This window comes from Streptomyces sp. NPDC088730 (genome assembly GCF_044751215.1).
In the GTDB taxonomy this organism is placed as follows: Bacteria; Actinomycetota; Actinomycetes; order Streptomycetales; family Streptomycetaceae; genus Streptomyces.
The window spans coordinates 308,838-324,907 of sequence record NZ_JBIVLK010000008.1; the positions used below are offsets into that span (position 1 = coordinate 308,838).

General features: G+C 71.1%; 14 protein-coding genes. 10 read left to right on the forward strand and 4 right to left on the reverse strand.

The window, feature by feature from the left end:
* The first annotated feature begins 171 nt into the window (after window positions 1–171).
* From ACIP89_RS24775 to ssuE, 9 genes are all read left to right on the forward strand, one after another.
* Complete coding sequence (locus ACIP89_RS24775; protein ID WP_401924165.1) at window positions 172–1,746, forward strand: ABC transporter substrate-binding protein; 1,575 nt, start codon at window positions 172–174, stop codon at window positions 1,744–1,746.
* A gap of 51 nt (window positions 1,747–1,797) precedes the next feature.
* Window positions 1,798–2,826 carry an ABC transporter permease gene (locus ACIP89_RS24780; RefSeq protein ID WP_402116750.1) on the forward strand — a complete coding sequence of 343 codons (1,029 nt, stop codon included), beginning with the start codon at window positions 1,798–1,800 and terminating at the stop codon, window positions 2,824–2,826.
* Window positions 2,827–2,828: 2 nt separating this feature from the next.
* A complete protein-coding gene (locus tag ACIP89_RS24785) occupies window positions 2,829–3,719 on the forward strand; it encodes an ABC transporter permease (protein WP_402116752.1) in 891 nt (296 codons plus the stop codon).
* Window positions 3,720–3,787: 68 nt separating this feature from the next.
* Complete coding sequence (locus tag ACIP89_RS24790; RefSeq protein ID WP_401925537.1) at window positions 3,788–4,606, forward strand: ABC transporter ATP-binding protein; 819 nt, start codon at window positions 3,788–3,790, stop codon at window positions 4,604–4,606.
* Entirely contained in the window at window positions 4,603–5,478 is an 876-nt protein-coding gene (locus ACIP89_RS24795; RefSeq protein ID WP_401926166.1) for an ABC transporter ATP-binding protein, read from the forward strand. The genes ACIP89_RS24790 and ACIP89_RS24795 overlap by 4 nt, the downstream gene beginning before the upstream one ends.
* A 72-nt stretch (window positions 5,479–5,550) precedes the next feature.
* Entirely contained in the window at window positions 5,551–6,891 is a 1,341-nt protein-coding gene (locus ACIP89_RS24800) for an LLM class flavin-dependent oxidoreductase (RefSeq protein ID WP_401926164.1), read from the forward strand.
* A 91-nt stretch (window positions 6,892–6,982) separates the two neighbouring features.
* Complete coding sequence (locus ACIP89_RS24805) at window positions 6,983–8,029, forward strand: LLM class flavin-dependent oxidoreductase (RefSeq protein WP_402116754.1); 1,047 nt, start codon at window positions 6,983–6,985, stop codon at window positions 8,027–8,029.
* A gap of 1 nt (window position 8,030) precedes the next feature.
* Window positions 8,031–8,798, forward strand: coding sequence for an alpha/beta hydrolase (locus ACIP89_RS24810; protein WP_402116756.1), 768 nt, complete (start codon window positions 8,031–8,033; stop codon window positions 8,796–8,798).
* Between the two features lie 89 nt (window positions 8,799–8,887).
* A complete protein-coding gene (gene ssuE / locus ACIP89_RS24815; RefSeq protein ID WP_401924150.1) occupies window positions 8,888–9,445 on the forward strand; it encodes an NADPH-dependent FMN reductase in 558 nt (185 codons plus the stop codon).
* An 18-nt stretch (window positions 9,446–9,463) separates the two neighbouring features.
* Here the strand turns inward: ssuE and ACIP89_RS24820 are convergent, their stop codons facing one another.
* The gene (locus tag ACIP89_RS24820) at window positions 9,464–10,915 is read right to left on the reverse strand and encodes an MFS transporter (RefSeq protein ID WP_402116758.1); all 1,452 of its coding nucleotides are present in this window, start codon (window positions 10,913–10,915) and stop codon (window positions 9,464–9,466) included.
* 142 nt (window positions 10,916–11,057) lie between these two features.
* On the opposite strand from ACIP89_RS24820, the gene ACIP89_RS24825 reads away from it, so the two are divergent.
* Window positions 11,058–12,059, forward strand: a complete 1,002-nt coding sequence (locus ACIP89_RS24825) for a LysR family transcriptional regulator (protein WP_402116760.1) — start codon at window positions 11,058–11,060, stop codon at window positions 12,057–12,059.
* Window positions 12,060–12,097: 38 nt separating this feature from the next.
* On the opposite strand, the gene ACIP89_RS24830 is transcribed toward ACIP89_RS24825, so the two are convergent.
* From ACIP89_RS24830 to ACIP89_RS24840, 3 genes are all read right to left on the reverse strand, one after another.
* Window positions 12,098–13,621, reverse strand: a complete 1,524-nt coding sequence (locus tag ACIP89_RS24830) for an aldehyde dehydrogenase family protein (protein ID WP_402116762.1) — start codon at window positions 13,619–13,621, stop codon at window positions 12,098–12,100.
* Between the two features lie 175 nt (window positions 13,622–13,796).
* Window positions 13,797–15,047: a GAF domain-containing protein gene (locus ACIP89_RS24835; RefSeq protein ID WP_402116764.1), complete on the reverse strand. Its 1,251-nt coding sequence runs from the start codon at window positions 15,045–15,047 to the stop codon at window positions 13,797–13,799.
* A gap of 117 nt (window positions 15,048–15,164) precedes the next feature.
* Complete coding sequence (locus ACIP89_RS24840) at window positions 15,165–15,758, reverse strand: N-acetylmuramoyl-L-alanine amidase (protein WP_401926150.1); 594 nt, start codon at window positions 15,756–15,758, stop codon at window positions 15,165–15,167.
* Between the last annotated feature and the right edge of the window lie 312 nt (window positions 15,759–16,070).

The window sequence follows — 16,070 nt, forward strand, 5'->3', positions numbered from 1 at the left end:
TCCTCCCCGCCCGCCCCTGGCCGAGGGCCGGCCTGCCCGAAGGCCCGCACCACCGCCGCTGTCCGCATGCCCGTGTGCCGGTCCGGCGCGGGTGCCCAGCCGCCTGCCCTTCCCCGGCCTCCCGCCCCGATCCGGGCCGGAACAGGGCGGGACTGTCACAGAGAGAATGAGATGTCCCCTCGACTCACGACGCTCCGCCCCGGACACCGCGTCCGGCCGGCCCGACGGGCCGGCGGCCTTCGGTCCGCGGCCCTGGGAACCGCCTTCGTCGCCCTGCTCACCCCTGCCCTGAGCGCCTGCGGCGGCGACGTCGCCGCCTCGTCCGGCGGTGCCACGCTGAAGTGGGCCTCCTCCTACTTCCCCGCCCACTGGGATCCGGTGGTCTCCGGCAGCGGGGCCCAGTTCCGTGAACTCGCTCTGGTATACGCCTCGTTGACACGGACCGACGAGTCCGGCAAGGCCGTGCCCGACCTCGCCGAGAGCTGGGAGTACAACGCCGCCGGCGACCGGATCACCTTTCACGTACGCCCCGGACTGAAGTTCAGCGACGGTGAGCCGGTCGACGCCAGTGCGGTCAAGGCCGCCGTCGAACGGGCCAAGAAGCAGAAGAACTCCGCCCTCTTCGGCGACCTGACGTCGATCAGATCCGTGGACGCCAACGGACTGGACGCGGTTCTCCACCTCACCCAGGTCGACTACCAGATACCGCAACTGCTCGGCGAGCGCGTCCTGCAGATCGCCAGCCCCAAGGCGGCCGCGGACCCGGCCCGGCTGGACCAGAACCCGGTCGGGGCAGGACCGTTCATCGTCAAGCAACTGGTCCCCGGAACCAAGGCCGTTCTGACCAAGAACCCCGGCTACTGGGACGCGAAGAACATCCACATCGACGACGTCGAGCTGAACTCCGCCCCCGACGCCTCGACGGTCGTCTCCGGCCTGCAGACCGGTGTCTACAACTTCGCGGACCTCGATCCGAGCCAGGCGGACGCCGCGAAGAAGGCCGGGCTGGACGTCTTCTCCCAGCCGGGCTTCAACGCCTCCAACATCAGCCTCAACGTCAACAAGGCGCCGTTCGACGACGACCGGGTCGTCGACGCCGTCCGCTACGCGGTCAACCGCAAGGAGTTCGTGGACAAGCTGACCTTCGGCTACGGCGAGGCGACCAACCAGCCCTTCCCGAAGGGATACGTCGCCTACGACCCGAAGTCGGCGAACGACTACCCCTTCGACCCGGACAAGTCCAGGCAACTGCTGGCCGACGCCGGTCACAAGGCCGGCGACATCAAGCTCACCCTGGTCATCCCGGCCGAGGACCCGGCGGCCGAGATCGTGCAGTCGCAGCTGGCCGCGGTGGGCATCAAGGTGACCATCAGGATCGACAAGAACTGGGCCACCCCGTTCTTCGCCAAGAACCTGACGTTCTCGCTGTACTCGACCACGGGCCGCGACTCCGCCGTGCAGACCCTCACGGCGCACTTCGGCCCCGACGGCCCGCTCAACCTCAGCACCCCGTACGAGCCGGACGGTTTCGAGGAGGCCGTGGCCAAGGTCCGCCGGACGCCGCTGGACTCGCCGAAGTACACCGAAACCCTTCAGCAGGCGACCCGGGCCGGACTCGGGAGCAAGGCGCTGGTCTTCACCTACTCCGCGCCGAACCTCATCGCCAAGAGCAAGCAGATCTCCGGACTGCCGAAGAACCCGGCCCACATCGACTGGACCGGCGTGACTGTCGACGGCACCAACTGATCCGGCTCACGAGGCAACTGACATGTATTCGATGAGAGAGGGGCAAGCCCGATGACGACGAGCGCTCCACCGGTGGCTCCGGCCCGCCGTCGCGGGCTCGCCGCGGCCGGGGCCCGGCACGCCACCGGCCGGGTCCTGGCCGCCCTCGGCCGGTCGGTCGCGATCTTCGTACCGGTTTTCCTGGTCGCGACGTTCGTGACGTTCGCCCTGCGGTCGCTGAGCGGCCTCAGCCCGGCACGCATCCAGCTGGGCGAGGAGGCGACCCCCGAGGCGATCCACCGGATCGAGGCACAGTGGGGCCTCGACAAGCCCTTCCTGACCCAGTACTGGGACTGGTTCACCGGCGTTCTGCACGGACAGCTCGGCACCAGCTGGGTCAACGGGGCCGACATCTCCACCCTCATCGGCCTCGGCCTGGGTGTCAGCCTGTCGGTCGCCACGTTCGCGCTGATCATCGGGGTGGTGGCCGGGTTCGGTCTCGGCACCCTGGCCGCCCTCCGGCGCACCACCGTCATCGACCGCGCGATCACCGGGTTCGTCACCGTGATCTCGGTGATGCCGGCCTTCGTCGTCGGCATCGTGCTGGTCGCGGTCCTCGCGGTCGGACTCCAGCTGTTCCCCTCGGCCGGCTACATCCCGGCGGAGCAGGGCTTCGGCCGCTGGCTCGCCCACATCACCCTCCCCGCGCTCGCGCTGAGCTTCGACGTCATCGCCGACGTCGCCCGCCAGCTGCGCACCAGCCTCATCTCGGCCTACGACGAGAACTATGTGACCGGCGCGGTGGTACGGGGACTGAGCCCCCGGCGGATCTTCTTCGGCCACGTACTGCGCAACGGACTCGGGCCCGCGCTCGCCACACTCGGCCAGAAGTTCCCCGCCCTGGTCGGCGCCTCCGTCGTCACGGAGTGGATCTTCGGCCTCCAGGGCTTCGGCAGATTCGCCAACGACTCCGCCCAGGCCGGTGACGTACCCGCGGTGCAGGGCGTCCTCGTGGTGTCGATCGTGCTGGTCGTCTCCTTCAACCTGATCATCAATCTGGTGCTGGCACGCGTCATGCCCGCATCGCAGCGGGGGGTGTGACCATGGTGCGCCGCGTGCTCGCACTCGTGTCCGGCCGGATCGCCGTCGTCATCCTCGTGGTGATCGCACTGCTCGCGGTACTCGGACCGTGGCTCGCCCCGCAGAATCCCCTGGCCACCAGCGACAACCCGCTCGCCGATGTCTCGGGCGCCCACTGGCTGGGCACCGACTACCTCGGCCGCGACGTGCTCAGCCGGCTGCTGGACGGCTCGCGCGTCAGCGTGCTCGGCTCGCTGGAGGTCGCGCTGACGGCCCTGGTCGTAGGCGCCGTGCCGGGCATCCTGTCGGTCTACCTCGGCCGGGCCTTCGAGTGGTTCACCCTCCGCCTTGCCGACACACTCGTGGCCCTGCCGTTCCTGCTGTTCGCCATCGCCGTGATCGCCCTGCTGGGCAACGGCCTCACCCAGGCCATGCTCGTCACCGGAGCGCTGGTATCGCCCCTCTTCTACCGGGTGTCCCGCGCGGCGACGCTGGCCGTCGCCCGCTCCCCGTACGTCGAGGCCGCGATCATCTCCGGTGCCTCGGTCGGCTGGGTCGTACGCCGGCACGTCTGGGTCAAGGTGCTCCCGCCGATCGCGATCGCACTCGCACAGACCATCGGCGTCGGCTTCGTCATCGTGTCGAGCCTGACGTTCCTCGGCATCGGCGTCCAGCCCCCGGCGCCCACCTGGGGCGGGCTGCTCGCCTCCGACCTGGGCTACCTCAGCCACCAGCCGTGGGCACCGGTGGCGCCCGCGCTGCTGATCATGGTCACCGTCTGGGCCTGCAACCTCCTCGCCGACGCCATCCGCGATGTCTCCGGCGAGGCCGGCCGGGCCCTGGTCAACAACCGCAAGGCCCGTGCCAACCGCCTGGAGCGGAGCGGTCCCGTACCCACCGGAGGTTCCCTGTGACGACCGTGTCCCAGAACACCGCTCCCGGGCGGGCCGAGCCCGCCGTCACCGCCGCCAGGCCCGGCCCGGTGGCCGAGCCGGTGCTCTCCCTGCGCGACGTACGCATCAGCGACCGCGTCACCGACCGGGAGATCGTGCACGGCGTCACCTTCGACCTCACACCGGGCAGGGCGGTCGGCATCGTCGGTGAGTCCGGCAGCGGCAAGACGCTCACCTGCCGGGCCGCGCTCGGCATCCTGCCCGCGCACTTCGAGGTATCCGGCGGCTCGATAGAGATCGCCGGCACCGACATCGCGACCCTCACGTCCCGGCAGTGGACGGCCCTGCGCGGCGCCACGATCGGCGCGGTCTTCCAGGACCCGGCGTCCTACCTCAACCCCTCGATCCGGGTGGGCGCCCAGATCGCCGAGGTCCTGCGGGCCAAGCAGGGGCTGAAGCGGCGCGAGGCACGGCACCGGGCCGTCGAACTGCTCCGGGCGGTACGTCTGCGCGACCCGGAACTCGTCTACAGCCAGTACACCTACGAGCTGTCGGGAGGCATGCTCCAGCGCGTCCTGATCGCGGCGGCCATCGCCGTCGAACCGCGCACCCTCATCGCGGACGAGGCCACCACGGCCCTCGACGTCACCGTCCAGGCCGAGATCCTCGATCTGCTCGCCGAGCTGAGGGAACGGACCGGACTGGCGCTCGTGGTCGTCTCCCACGACCTGGCCGTCGTCGCCCAGCTGTGCGACGAGGTCCTCGTGATGAAGCAGGGCGACGTGGTGGAGCACGGCCCGACACGGGCGGTGCTCCACGATCCGCGGCACGAGTACACCCGGCTGCTCATCGCCGAGCACAACCAGTACGGCCTGGAGAAGTTCCTCACCCCCAAGGAGGCATCATGACCGCCGAGTTCGCCGAAGCGGAGGCAGCGGCAGCCGGCCGTGGGGGAGACGCCGGGCCGGTGCTCGACGTCAGCGGACTGGACGTGCGCTACGGACGGGGCCGCCGGCGCCGCCACGCCCTGCACGGAGTCTCGCTGAGCGTCGCACCCGGCGAGACCGTCGGCGTCATCGGTGAGACGGGATCGGGCAAGTCCACCCTCGCCCGCGCCGTTCTCGGGCTGGTTCCGGCCTCGGCCGGAACGGTCCTCATCGACGGGCAGGACGTGAGCGCCTACGGCCGCCGCCAGTGGCGCGCCCTGCGCCGCCGCGGCGTCGTCCAGTACGTCTTCCAGGACCCGCTGCGCAGCCTCGACCCCGATCTCACCGTCGAGGACTCCCTGACCGAACCCCTGCTCGTCCAGGGCGTACCGCGTAAGGAGGCGACCGCGCGGGCACGGTCGTTCCTGGACCGCGTCCACCTCTCCGGAGAACTGTTCGAGCGGTTGCCCGGCGAGCTCTCCGGCGGCCAGCGCCAACGTGTCGCCGTGGCCAGGGCGCTGGTCACCGGGCCCCGGCTGGTCATCCTCGACGAGCCGGTCAGCGCGCTGGACTCCGCCAACCGCGTCAAGGTACTGGAAATCCTCAAGGAGCTACGAGCCACCGGCGTGGCCCTCGTCCTCATCTCCCACGACCTCGGGTCCGTGGCGGGGACCGCGGATCGCATCGCGGTGCTCTACCGGGGCCAACTCGTCGAGGTCGGCTCCTCTCCGGACGTCATCAACCACCCCCGGCACGCCTATACCCGACTGCTCGTCAGCTCGGCACCGACCCTGCGCACGGGCGCGGCCGACCGGTCCGAGCGCGAGGCCCTGCGCGCGCTGCTGAACGCCTGAGCACGGCGTCACCCGTACAACCCGCCCCCACAACACTCCTTGAACTCCTTGAACTCCTTGAGAGGAACAGCGATGTCCCGCACGATCCACCTCGCACTGCACCCCTACGGCGTCGGAGGCCCCGGACAGCACGGTCTGTGGAAGGACCCGCGCGTGGCCAAGAACGCCAGCATCGACATCAACTACTACATCCGGCAGGCGCAAGCGGCCGAGCACGCGCTCTTCGACGCGCTCTTCATCGTCGACAGCCAGTTCATCAACAGCACCTACCCGTCGCACTACCTCAACCGGCTGGAGCCCCTCACGCTCCTGTCCGCGGTCGCCACCCACACCAAGCACATAGGCCTGGTCGGCACGGCGAGCTCCACGTACAACTCGCCGTTCAACCTCGCCCGCCGCTTCGCCTCCCTCGACCACATCAGCGGCGGGCGCGCCGGATGGAACGTGGTGACCAGCTTCGACACCGGCACCTCCAGGAACTACGGTCTGGACGAGCACCTGGACTACGCGACCCGGTACGGCCGGGCGCTGGAGTTCGTCGAGGTGGCCAGGGGTCTGTGGGACTCCTACGAGGACGACGCCTTCCCCGCCGATGTGGACCGCGGTGTCTTCCTCGATCCGGCCCGGCTGCACGCCCTCGACCACTCCGGGGAGCACTTCAAGGTCGCCGGCCCGCTCAACATCTCCCGCTCGGCCCAGGGCCAGCCGGTCATCTTCCAGGCCGGGGTCTCGCCCGAGGGGCGCGATCTCGCCGCGCGGGTGGCCGAGGGCATCTACGCCCCGGGCGGCTCCCTGGAACAGGCACAGGAGTACTACGCCGACATCAAGCGGCGTACCGCGGCCTACGGCCGCGATCCCGGCCACATCAAGGTGTTCATCCACGGCGGCCCGATCGTCGGCGCGACCGACCAGGACGCCAGGAACCGCGAACGGGAGATCTTCGAGGAGGACAACGACTTCGCGAGCAACCTCGCGCTCCTGGGCCGTTCCTTCGGCGCGTACGACTTCTCCGGCCACGACCTGGACGCCCCCTTCCCGGACGTCTCCCACCTCGCGGAGAAGGGCGGCCGTACGGGCGCCGCGAAGATCATCGAGCGCGCCCGCACGGAGAACCTGACGCTGCGCCAGGTCGCCGAGTCGGTCAACGCGTTCCGCCGCTCGCCGTTCGTCGGTGCCCCGGAGACCGTCGCCGACACCATCGAGCAGTGGTTCGACGCCGGCACCTTCGACGGCATCAATCTCGCCTTCCGGAACAACGACGACCTCAGCCTCTTCGTGGACGGCGTGGTTCCGCTCCTCCAGAAGCGCGGTCTGTTCCGCACGGAGTACGAGGCCGACACGCTGCGCGGCAACCTCGGCCTGCCGGTCCCCGCCAACCGGCACGCGCTCGACCGCGAGCTCGTACGCGACTGAGCACGCCGGGTGCCCACAGCTCCGGGCCGTCCCACGGCCCGGCCGCGGACGCCCTGTTGACGACGCCTGATCGCTGAAAGGCATTCACCTCATGACCGACGAGACACCGCGCTTCAGACTCGGCTTCCTCACCCACGTCCAGGGCCGGGGCGGCGACCTGGCCCGGACGTACCGCGATGCCCAGGAACTCTTCGTCGCCGCCGACGAACTCGGCTTCGACGTCGGCTGGGTCGCCCAGCACCACGTCACCCGGGGCGGAGGCGGCCTGTCCTCACCCTGGCCCTTCCTGGCGCACGCCGCGGCACGGACCACCCGGATACGGCTCGGCACCGCCATCACCATCCTCCCGCTGGAGGACCCGGTCCGCCTCGCGGAGGATGTCGCCACCGTCGACCTGCTCAGCGGCGGACGCGTCGAGATCGGCGTGGGCAGCGGGGCAGCCGCCGCGGAGTACGCCGCCCTCGGCAGGGACTTCGACCGCAGGCGCGAGCTGACCAGCGAGAACCTCCATGTTCTGCGCACGGCCCTGGCCAACGGGGAAGTGGGTGCGGCCGGCTTCCGTATCCAGCCGGCTGCCGGGGGCTTCGGCGACCGGATCTGGCAGGGCGTCTTCAGCGGCAGCGGTGCGCAGTACGCCGCCGCCGGCGGCTCGAACCTGCTCCTCAACCGGGCGGCCTACGGTTTCGACGCGCCCACGGACGAGGTGCAGCGCCCCTGGGCCGACGCGTTCCTCGCCGCCTGGGACCGGCCTCGCCGGCCACGGATAGGCCTCTCCCGGTTCGTCTTCCCCGCCAAGGACAAGCGCACGGCGCTCCGGCAGATCGGCGACGACGTCCACCGGGCCGCCCTGCGCATGGCGGAGAGCGGCTCCTTCCCCAGGGGGCTGGACAGGGAAGAGGCGCTGCGGCGATTCCACTCGTTCCACGGCGCTCCCGAGGAGATCGTCACCGCGCTCCGGCAGGAGCAGGTGCTGCCCGTCGCGACGGATCTGATCACCCAGTTCAACCCCGCGGTCCCCGACCACGACGCCGCCATCCGGGCCCTCGAACTCATCGCGACCGAGGTGGCACCGGCCCTCGGCTGGAAGCCCCGGGCCGCCACCGCGGCCGAACCCGCCACCGAACCCGCAGGAGTCTGAAATGCCCGAGTACAGCGACCACTTCGGCCCCGAGGGCCTCCGCGTCCGCGGCACCGTCCTCGTGGTGCCCGGCCGCGGGGAGACCCGGGCGGCCTACGCCCGGTTCGGCAGGCGCCTCGCCGCCGACGCCTACCGGGTCCGGATCATCGACGCGCCGGAGATCGACGCCGAGGACCTGACCGGCTCGCTGGCCGGATTCGGTGCCCGGCTCGCCGCGGCGCTCGAAGGGACCGCGGCACGGGACGGTGTCGTCCGCCCCGTCGTGCTCGTGGGGGCCGACACCGGCGCGGCCGCGGTCGCCGCGCTGCTCGGCCAGGAGGAGACCCCTGCCGCCCGGCGGCCGGAGGCCGTCGTGCTCGCGGGGCTCCCGGGGCACACGGCCGCCGTGTCCGGCGACTGGGACGAGGAGCTCGACGTACGCACCTCCTGTCCCGCACACCGGGGCACGCTCACCGAGGACGCCGGGGTCCGGCGGGGCTCCCTCCGGGACGCGGTGCCGGACGCCCTGCTCACGGCGGCCTACGGCGGCGACGTGGGCGTCCCGGCGCTGGTCCTCGTGGGCGACGCCGATCCGCTCGCGGACCGGGATGCCGTGGCCCGTACGGCGAAGTCCCTTTCCCGGGCCCGGCTCTCGGTGGTCCGGGACGCCCATCACGATGTCCTGAACGACCTCCAGCACCGCTCGGTCGCGGCCGAGATCATCACGTTCCTGGAGACCCTGCGCAACGGACTGACCTCCGTGATCGCGGTCGAGTCCAGTGACTGGTGAGTGCCGCCGTCCGGTCACACCGTCCGAAGCCGTGCCCCGCCGGACCCGTCGTCCGGCCCCTCCGAACCCCCGACCAGAAAGGTGCCCTCATGGCCACCGTCCTGTCCGTCTCCGGAAGCCCCTCCCCGACCTCCCGAACCGCCCGGCTGCTGCGTGACCTGGACGGCCGGCTGAGGGACCAGGGGCACGAGGTGATCTCGCTGGAGGTCCGCACTCTGCCCGCGGACGCGCTGCTCGGCGCGCAGTTCGGCCATCCGGAGATCGTCGCGGCCACCAAGCTCTTCGAGCAGGCGGACGGGGTGGTGATCGGCACCCCGGTCTACAAGGCCGCCTACTCCGGGCTGCTCAAGTCGCTGCTCGATCTGCTTCCCCAGTACGCGCTGACCGGCAAGACCGTATTGCCGCTGGCCACCGGCGGCAGCCTGGCCCACGTCCTGGCGATCGACTACGCGCTGCGCCCCGTGCTGAGCTCCATGGGCGCCGCCCACATCGTGCCGGGGTGGTTCACGCTCGACAAGGACATCAGCGTCGGCCACGACGGCGCGTTGACCGTGGCCCCGGGCTCCGCCGAGGCCCTTGCCGAGGTGACCGACCGCTTCTCCGCCGCGCTGGGAGCCCGTACGACGCTCCTGGCAGCCGCGGAGTGAGCGGCGGACGCGTGGCGGTCAGCGGCTGACCGGGACCGCGGCGGTCCCGGTCAGCCCGCCCCCGGCGGCGGGCGGCGCCCCGCCGCGGCGTGCCCGGAGGCCGAAGGACCCGATGACCGCCGCGGCGACGGCCGTCGCGAACGGGACGAGCAGGGCGGCCCGGTAGCCGTCCAGCACAGCGGCGGACGTGTCCCCCCGGGTTGCGGCGACGCTGACGGCGGTGACGGCCGACAGCCCGACGGCGGCACCGAACTGGAAGGCGGTGTAGAGAAGGCCGCCCGCGAGCCCCTGCTCCTCGTCCGCGACCCCCTCCGTGGCCACGATGGTGAGCGGGCCGTACGCCAGGGCGAAGCAGAGCCCGAGGAGGAGGAAGCTCGGAACCATCGCCGCGTAACTCCAGTCGGCTCCCAGCGGAAGGAACAAGCCATAAGACAGCACTCCGAGTACGAGGCCGCCGAGAATCACCCGCGCGTTGCCGAAGCGGGCGACGAGCCGGGGGGTGAGGGTCGGGGAGAGAACGGCGTCGATGCTCATGATCAGCATCGCGAAGCTCGTCCGGAGCGTCGTCCAGCCGCGCAGTTCCTGGAGGTAGAGCACCACCAGGAACTGGAATCCGAAGAATCCGGCCGCGAACAGGATCGCGACGAGATTGGCCCGCACCAGGACGCCGCTGCGGAAGATACCCAGACGTACCAGGGGCTCGGCGGCCCGCCGTTCGAGGAAGAGGAAGATCCCGAGGAGCCCCAGTCCGGCGAGAAGCGTGGCCAGGCTGAGGACGATCCCGGTGTGCGCCGCGCGTTCGACTCCCAGCACGATCAGCACGAGGGCGGCGGTGACGGTGAGCGCCCCGGCCGCGTCGAGGCGCTTGCCCGACCGGTCGGGCCGCCCCGACCGGGGAACGAGAACGGCTGCGGCGACCAGGATGACGAAGGACAGCACCACCGGGGCGAAGAAGACCCACCGCCAGCCGATCGCGGTGAGCAGTCCGCCCGCCACCAGCCCGATCGTGAACCCGCCGGCAGCCGTGCCCGAGTAGATGAGCAGCGCCCTGTTCCGCTGCGGTCCCTCGGTGAATCCCGTGGAGATGACGGACAGGCCCGCCGGAGTCATGAAGGCGGCGGCGACGCCCGTGGTGAATCTGGCCAGGACCAGCGTCCATCCCTCGGTGGCGAGGCCGCCCAGCCCGGAGAAGAGCAGGAACACGGCGAGCCAGGCGAGGAACATCCGACGCCGCCCGAACAGGTCGGCCGCCCGGCCGCCGAGGAGCATGAAGCCGCCGTAGCCGAGGACGTAGGCACTCATCACCCACTGCAGCTCGCTGGTGGACAGGCCGAGATCGGCACGGATCGACGGCAGCGCCACGTTGAGCATGGCCACGTCCACGCCTTCGAGGAAGATGGCGCCGCACAGGACGAGCAGGATGCCCCACTTGCGCGCGTCCATGTCCTTTGCGGGGCTCAGGGAACTCATGACGATGGACTCCTTCCGGAGTACGAGGCGTTTTCGGTGCCTCCAGCCTTCGCCACGGCGTATCCGGGAACAACAGCGATGATCGCAACGGTTGTTCAGCCAGACTTACCGATCCCCCTTCCCCACGCCCCCGGAGAAGCACGTGGACCAGAACGAGCTCCGTTCCTTTCTCGTCCTCTCCGAGGAGCTGCACTTCGGCCGTACCGCGGACCGCCTGCACTTCTCGCGCGCCCGGGTGAGCCAGCTCATCCAGCGGCTGGAACGGCGTGTCGGTGCACCCCTGTTCACGCGGACCAGCCGCCGGGTCGCCCTCACAGAGCTGGGCGTACGGCTCCGGGACGACCTGGAACCGCACTACCTGGGTCTCCAGGAGGCGCTGGCCCGCGCGGTCTCCGCGGGGCGCCTCATCGGGGGAACGCTGTTCGTGGGCTTCTCCACGCCCCTGGCGGGAGAAATGGTGATGCGGACGGCCGGGCGACTGCGCGCCGGCCACCCCGAACTCGCCGTGGAGGTCTGCGAGGTGCCGCTCTCGGATCCGTACGGGATGCTGCGCAGAGGGGAGTACGACCTTCAGCTGACGGACTTTCCCGGACGCGAGGCCGATCTGACGCGAGGGCCCACGCTGCTCACCGAGAGCAGGGTACTGGCCGTCGCGTCCGGGCACCCGCTGGCCGGGCGGAGGTCGGTGACGCTGGAGGAGCTGGCCCGTGTGCCGTTGCTGACCGTCGAGGGGAGCGTTCCGGAGTACTGGAAGGAGCACCATCGGCCCACGCACACACCGGGCGGCCTTCCGATCGAGCAGGGACCGGCCGTCACCAACATCCAGGAGGCGCTGACCCTGGTCGCCGGCGGCCAGGGGGCACTGCTGGCGGGGGCCCATATGCCGCTCTACCACGGCCGTCCCGGCGTCGTGTACGTACCGGTGGAAGGCGGCGAGCCCCTCGGATACGGCCTGATGTGGCGGTCCGACGGCGGTAGCCGGGCGATCGAGCTCTTCGCACACACCGCGCACGAGGTGGCGCGGGCCATGACCCGCGCCGGTAGTCCCTCTCAGCCGGCCCGGAGCGGGACGGGTCCGGAAGCGACCGGGAGCTTCCAGGCGGATCGCTCCCGGTCGGTAACGCACCGAGCGCCAGGTGCCTGACCAGCGACATGCCTGGTCAGGCACCGCTCCTTGTCTCCCTAGAAGAACCCGAGCTTCTTCGGCGAGTACGACACGAGGAGGTTCTTCGTCTGCTGGTAGTGCTCCAGCATCATCCGGTGGTTCTCCCGGCCGATCCCGGACTGCTTGTACCCGCCGAACGCCGCGTGTGCCGGGTAGGCGTGGTAGCAGTTCGTCCAGACCCGGCCCGCCTGGATGGCCCGGCCCGCCCGGTACGCGGTGTTCGTGTCGCGGGTCCACACACCCGCCCCGAGCCCGTACAGGGTGTCGTTCGCCGTGCGGATCGCGTCGTCGAAGTCCGAGAAGGACGTGACGGCGACGACCGGTCCGAAGATCTCCTCCTGGAAGACCCGCATCCGGTTGTCGCCCTCGAAGATCGTCGGCTGCACGTAGTAGCCGCCCGCCAGCTCCCCGTCGTACTCGATCCGCTCGCCGCCCGTGAGGACCTTCGCGCCCTCCTGCCGGCCGATGTCGAGGTAGGAGAGGATCTTCTGGAGCTGGTCGTTGGAGGCCTGGGCGCCGACCATCGTGTCCGTATCCAGTGGATGGCCCGGAACGATCTGTTCGGTGCGGGCGATGCCGGCTTCCAGGAACTCGCCGTAGTGGCCGCGCTGGATCAGTGCCCGGGACGGGCAGGTGCAGACCTCGCCCTGGTTGAGGGCGAACATGGTGAAGCCCTCAAGGGCCTTGTCGCGGAAGTCGTCGTCGGCCGACCAGACGTCGTCGAAGAAGATGTTCGGGGACTTGCCGCCCAGCTCCAGGGTCACCGGCTTGATGTTCTCGGAGGCGTACTGCATGATCAGCCGCCCCGTCGTGGTCTCCCCGGTGAACGCGATCTTCGCGACGCGCGGGCTGGACGCCAGTGGCTTGCCGGCCTCCGCGCCGAAGCCGTTGACGATGTTCACGACGCCCGCCGGAAGCAGGTCCGCCACCAGGCTCAGCCAGAAGTGGATGGACGCGGGGGTCTGCTCGGCCGGCTTGAGGACCACCGCGTTGCCCGCCGCGAGGGCCGGGGCCAGTTTCCAGGTTGCCATCAGGATGGGGAAGTTCCACGGAATGATCTGCGCGACCACGCCGAGCGGCTCGTGGAAGTGGTACGCGACGGTGTCCTCGTCGAGCTGGCTGAGCGAACCCTCCTGGGCTCGCAGCGCGCCCGCGAAGTAACGGAAGTGGTCGATGGCCAGCGGGATGTCGGCCGCCAGGGTCTCCCGTACCGGCTTGCCGTTCTCCCAGCTCTCGGCGACCGCCAGTTCCTCCAGACGAGCCTCCATCCGGTCCGCGATCCGGTTCAGGACCAAGGCCCGGTCGCCCGCCGACGTGGCACCCCAGGCCGGTGCCGCGGCGTGTGCCGCGTCCAGGGCCAGCTCGACGTCCTCGGCGGTGCCGCGGGCGATCTCGGTGAACGGGCGGCCGTTGACGGGGCTCGGGTTCTCGAAGTACTGGCCCCGGGCCGGCGGTACGTAGGCGCCACCGATCCAGTGGTCGTAGCGCGACTCGTACGAGACGATCGCGCCCTCGGTGCCCGGCGCAGCGTAACGGGTCATCTCTGTGGCCTCCCGGATCCGGTGCCGCCCGCCGTTGGGCGGCCCTCGGCGCGAGGCTAGGCAGCGCGACGTTGCAACCCCGTTGCGTACCGCGAGCAAGACCCCAGGGGTGCTGTCCACGGAGACTGGGCGCGGTGATCACCGTCACCGCACCCAACCTCCAGGAACAGCACGCCTAGCGCAGTTCCGCGTCCAGCGACCTGGCCCTGGCGAGCAGCGCCGGCCGCTGGGCCGCGGGAGCGGCCGCGGCCAGCGCCCGCCACACGGGGAGGTCGTCCTCGCCCCACGGGCTCGACGCCCAGTCGGCCAGCAGCCCCGGATCGCCGCGTGCGATCAGCGCGGCCCGCAGCGAATCGTCGAGCCGGCGCCGCAGCCGCACGACCGACGGGGCCTGCGAACCGGGCAGCAGGGGGCCCGCGTAGGCGCTCATGGCCGAGGCGACCGCACCCGAGGCCAGCCGGCGTGCGACCGTGTCGAAGTCCGCGTCGACGCGGCAGGCGAGACGGTAGGGGCGGGAGAGCAGCAGATCGGGGCCGAGCAGCCGGCGCAGCCGGGAGAGTTCGGCCCGCAGCGTCACCGGGGTGACCGACTCGTCCTCGTACAGCTCGACCAGGAGTTCCTCGCCGCCGATGCCCTCGGGGCGCCTGGCCAGCGCCACCAGGATCTCGCTGTGCCGCGGACTGAGGCGGAGCGCCCGGCCGGCCACGGTCAGCACCGCCTCGTTCCTGCCGAGCGCGCTGAGCTGTACGGTCCCGGCGGCCGGGAGCGGCGTGAGGAGGGCCAGTTGGGACTCGGCGGCGCGGGCGACGGCCTGCACGAACGCCAGGCTGTGCGGATGCGCGAGACCGTTCCCGCCGGTGATGTCGACCGCACCGAGGACCCGTCCGGTGTGCGGGTCGTGCAGCGGCGCGGCCGCGCACGTCCACTGCTGCACCGGGCGCAGGAAGTGCTCGGCCGCGAACACCTGGACCGGGCGGTCCACGGCGATGGCCGTCCCCGGCGCGTTGGTCCCGGCGACGGACTCCGCCCAGCGGGCGCCCTCCACGAAGTTCATCCGGCCGGCCCGCCGTCGGGTCACCGGGTGCCCCTCGACCCACAGCAGCCTGCCGTGCGCGTCGCACACCGCCAGCAGGTGCTCCCCGTCCGTCGCGTAGGCGCTCATCAGTTCCCGGATCACCGGCATGGCGCGGGCGAGCGGATGGGACTCCCGGTACGGGCCGACGTCGTCGGCGTCCAGATCGACGAGCGCGGCGCCGTCCGGGCAGACGCGGGCCCGCGCGGAGCGGCGCCAGGATTCGCCCACCACCGGGCGCACCGGCCGCTCAAGGCGGCCGGCCGCGGTGAACACCTCGTGCGCGTGGCGCAGTTCGCCGAGCCGTTCACCGGGGTCCGCGTCGGCTGCCAGGGCCAGCCAGGGGTCCGTCAACTCACCCTCCCGTCCAGGGGTGCCGTACACCCCCATCGTCGTCGCAGCGGGGGCCTGCGACAACCGTGGTGCGGCGGGCAGATCGGACGGACCCGAACCGGGCCGCCCGGCTGTCGCTCAGCCCGTTCCCAGGAGGTTGACGAGGCGGATGTACCGGACCCAGTCCCAGTTCGGGCCCGGATCGGTGTGGTCGGTGCCCGGGACCTCCACATGGCCGAGAATGTGCGCGCGGTCCTTGGGGATGCCGTAGCGGTCGCAGACCGAGGCGGTCAGCAGCGCCGACTTCTCGTACATGGCGTCGGTGAAGTACTGGGGCTGGTCCACGTAGCCCTCGTGCTCGATGCCGATGCTCCGGGTGTTGTAGTCCCAGTTGCCCGCGTGCCAGGCGATGTTCTGCTCCCTGACGCACTGGTCGATGTAGCCGTCCACCGAGCGGACGACGTAGTGCGCGGAGACCTGTTTCGCCGGATTCTGGAAGATCGCGACCGCGTCCGAGAAGGTCTCCTGGGTGACATGGATGATCACGTACTGGACGGGATACGCCGAAGGGCGCTTCGAGACGGTGTAGTTGGAAGTCGAGGCGGGTGCCCAGTGGGCCGACGGATAGTCCGTGCTGCCGGCCGCTGCCGCCGCGGTGGCCCGCACGGAGGCGGGGAGCAGCGTGGCGGCGGCCGTGGCCGCCGCGCCCTGAAGGATCCTTCTCCGGTGCATGTGTACTCCAGCTGTGTGGGGGAGCGGGCAGAGGCGAGAGGAGGGCCGGTTCGGAGGGGCGGGGGCAGGGGTCCGGCTGTCAGGGGTCGCGGGACACCGTGTGTTCCGCGCGGCAGATCACCGTGGGGGAGACTGCCTTCCGCCGGTTCCCCGGGTACCGGGTCGGTTTCTCCTGTCCGATGGCCGGAACGGGCTGTCCGATGTACGGCCGAGCGGCTCGCGGGCCCCACGGTACGGGGGCCGCGCGAGCGGCGGAAGACGGCAGCCCGATTCACGCCCGGTCGGGTGAGGGGCCGGAGGACTCGTCCCGGC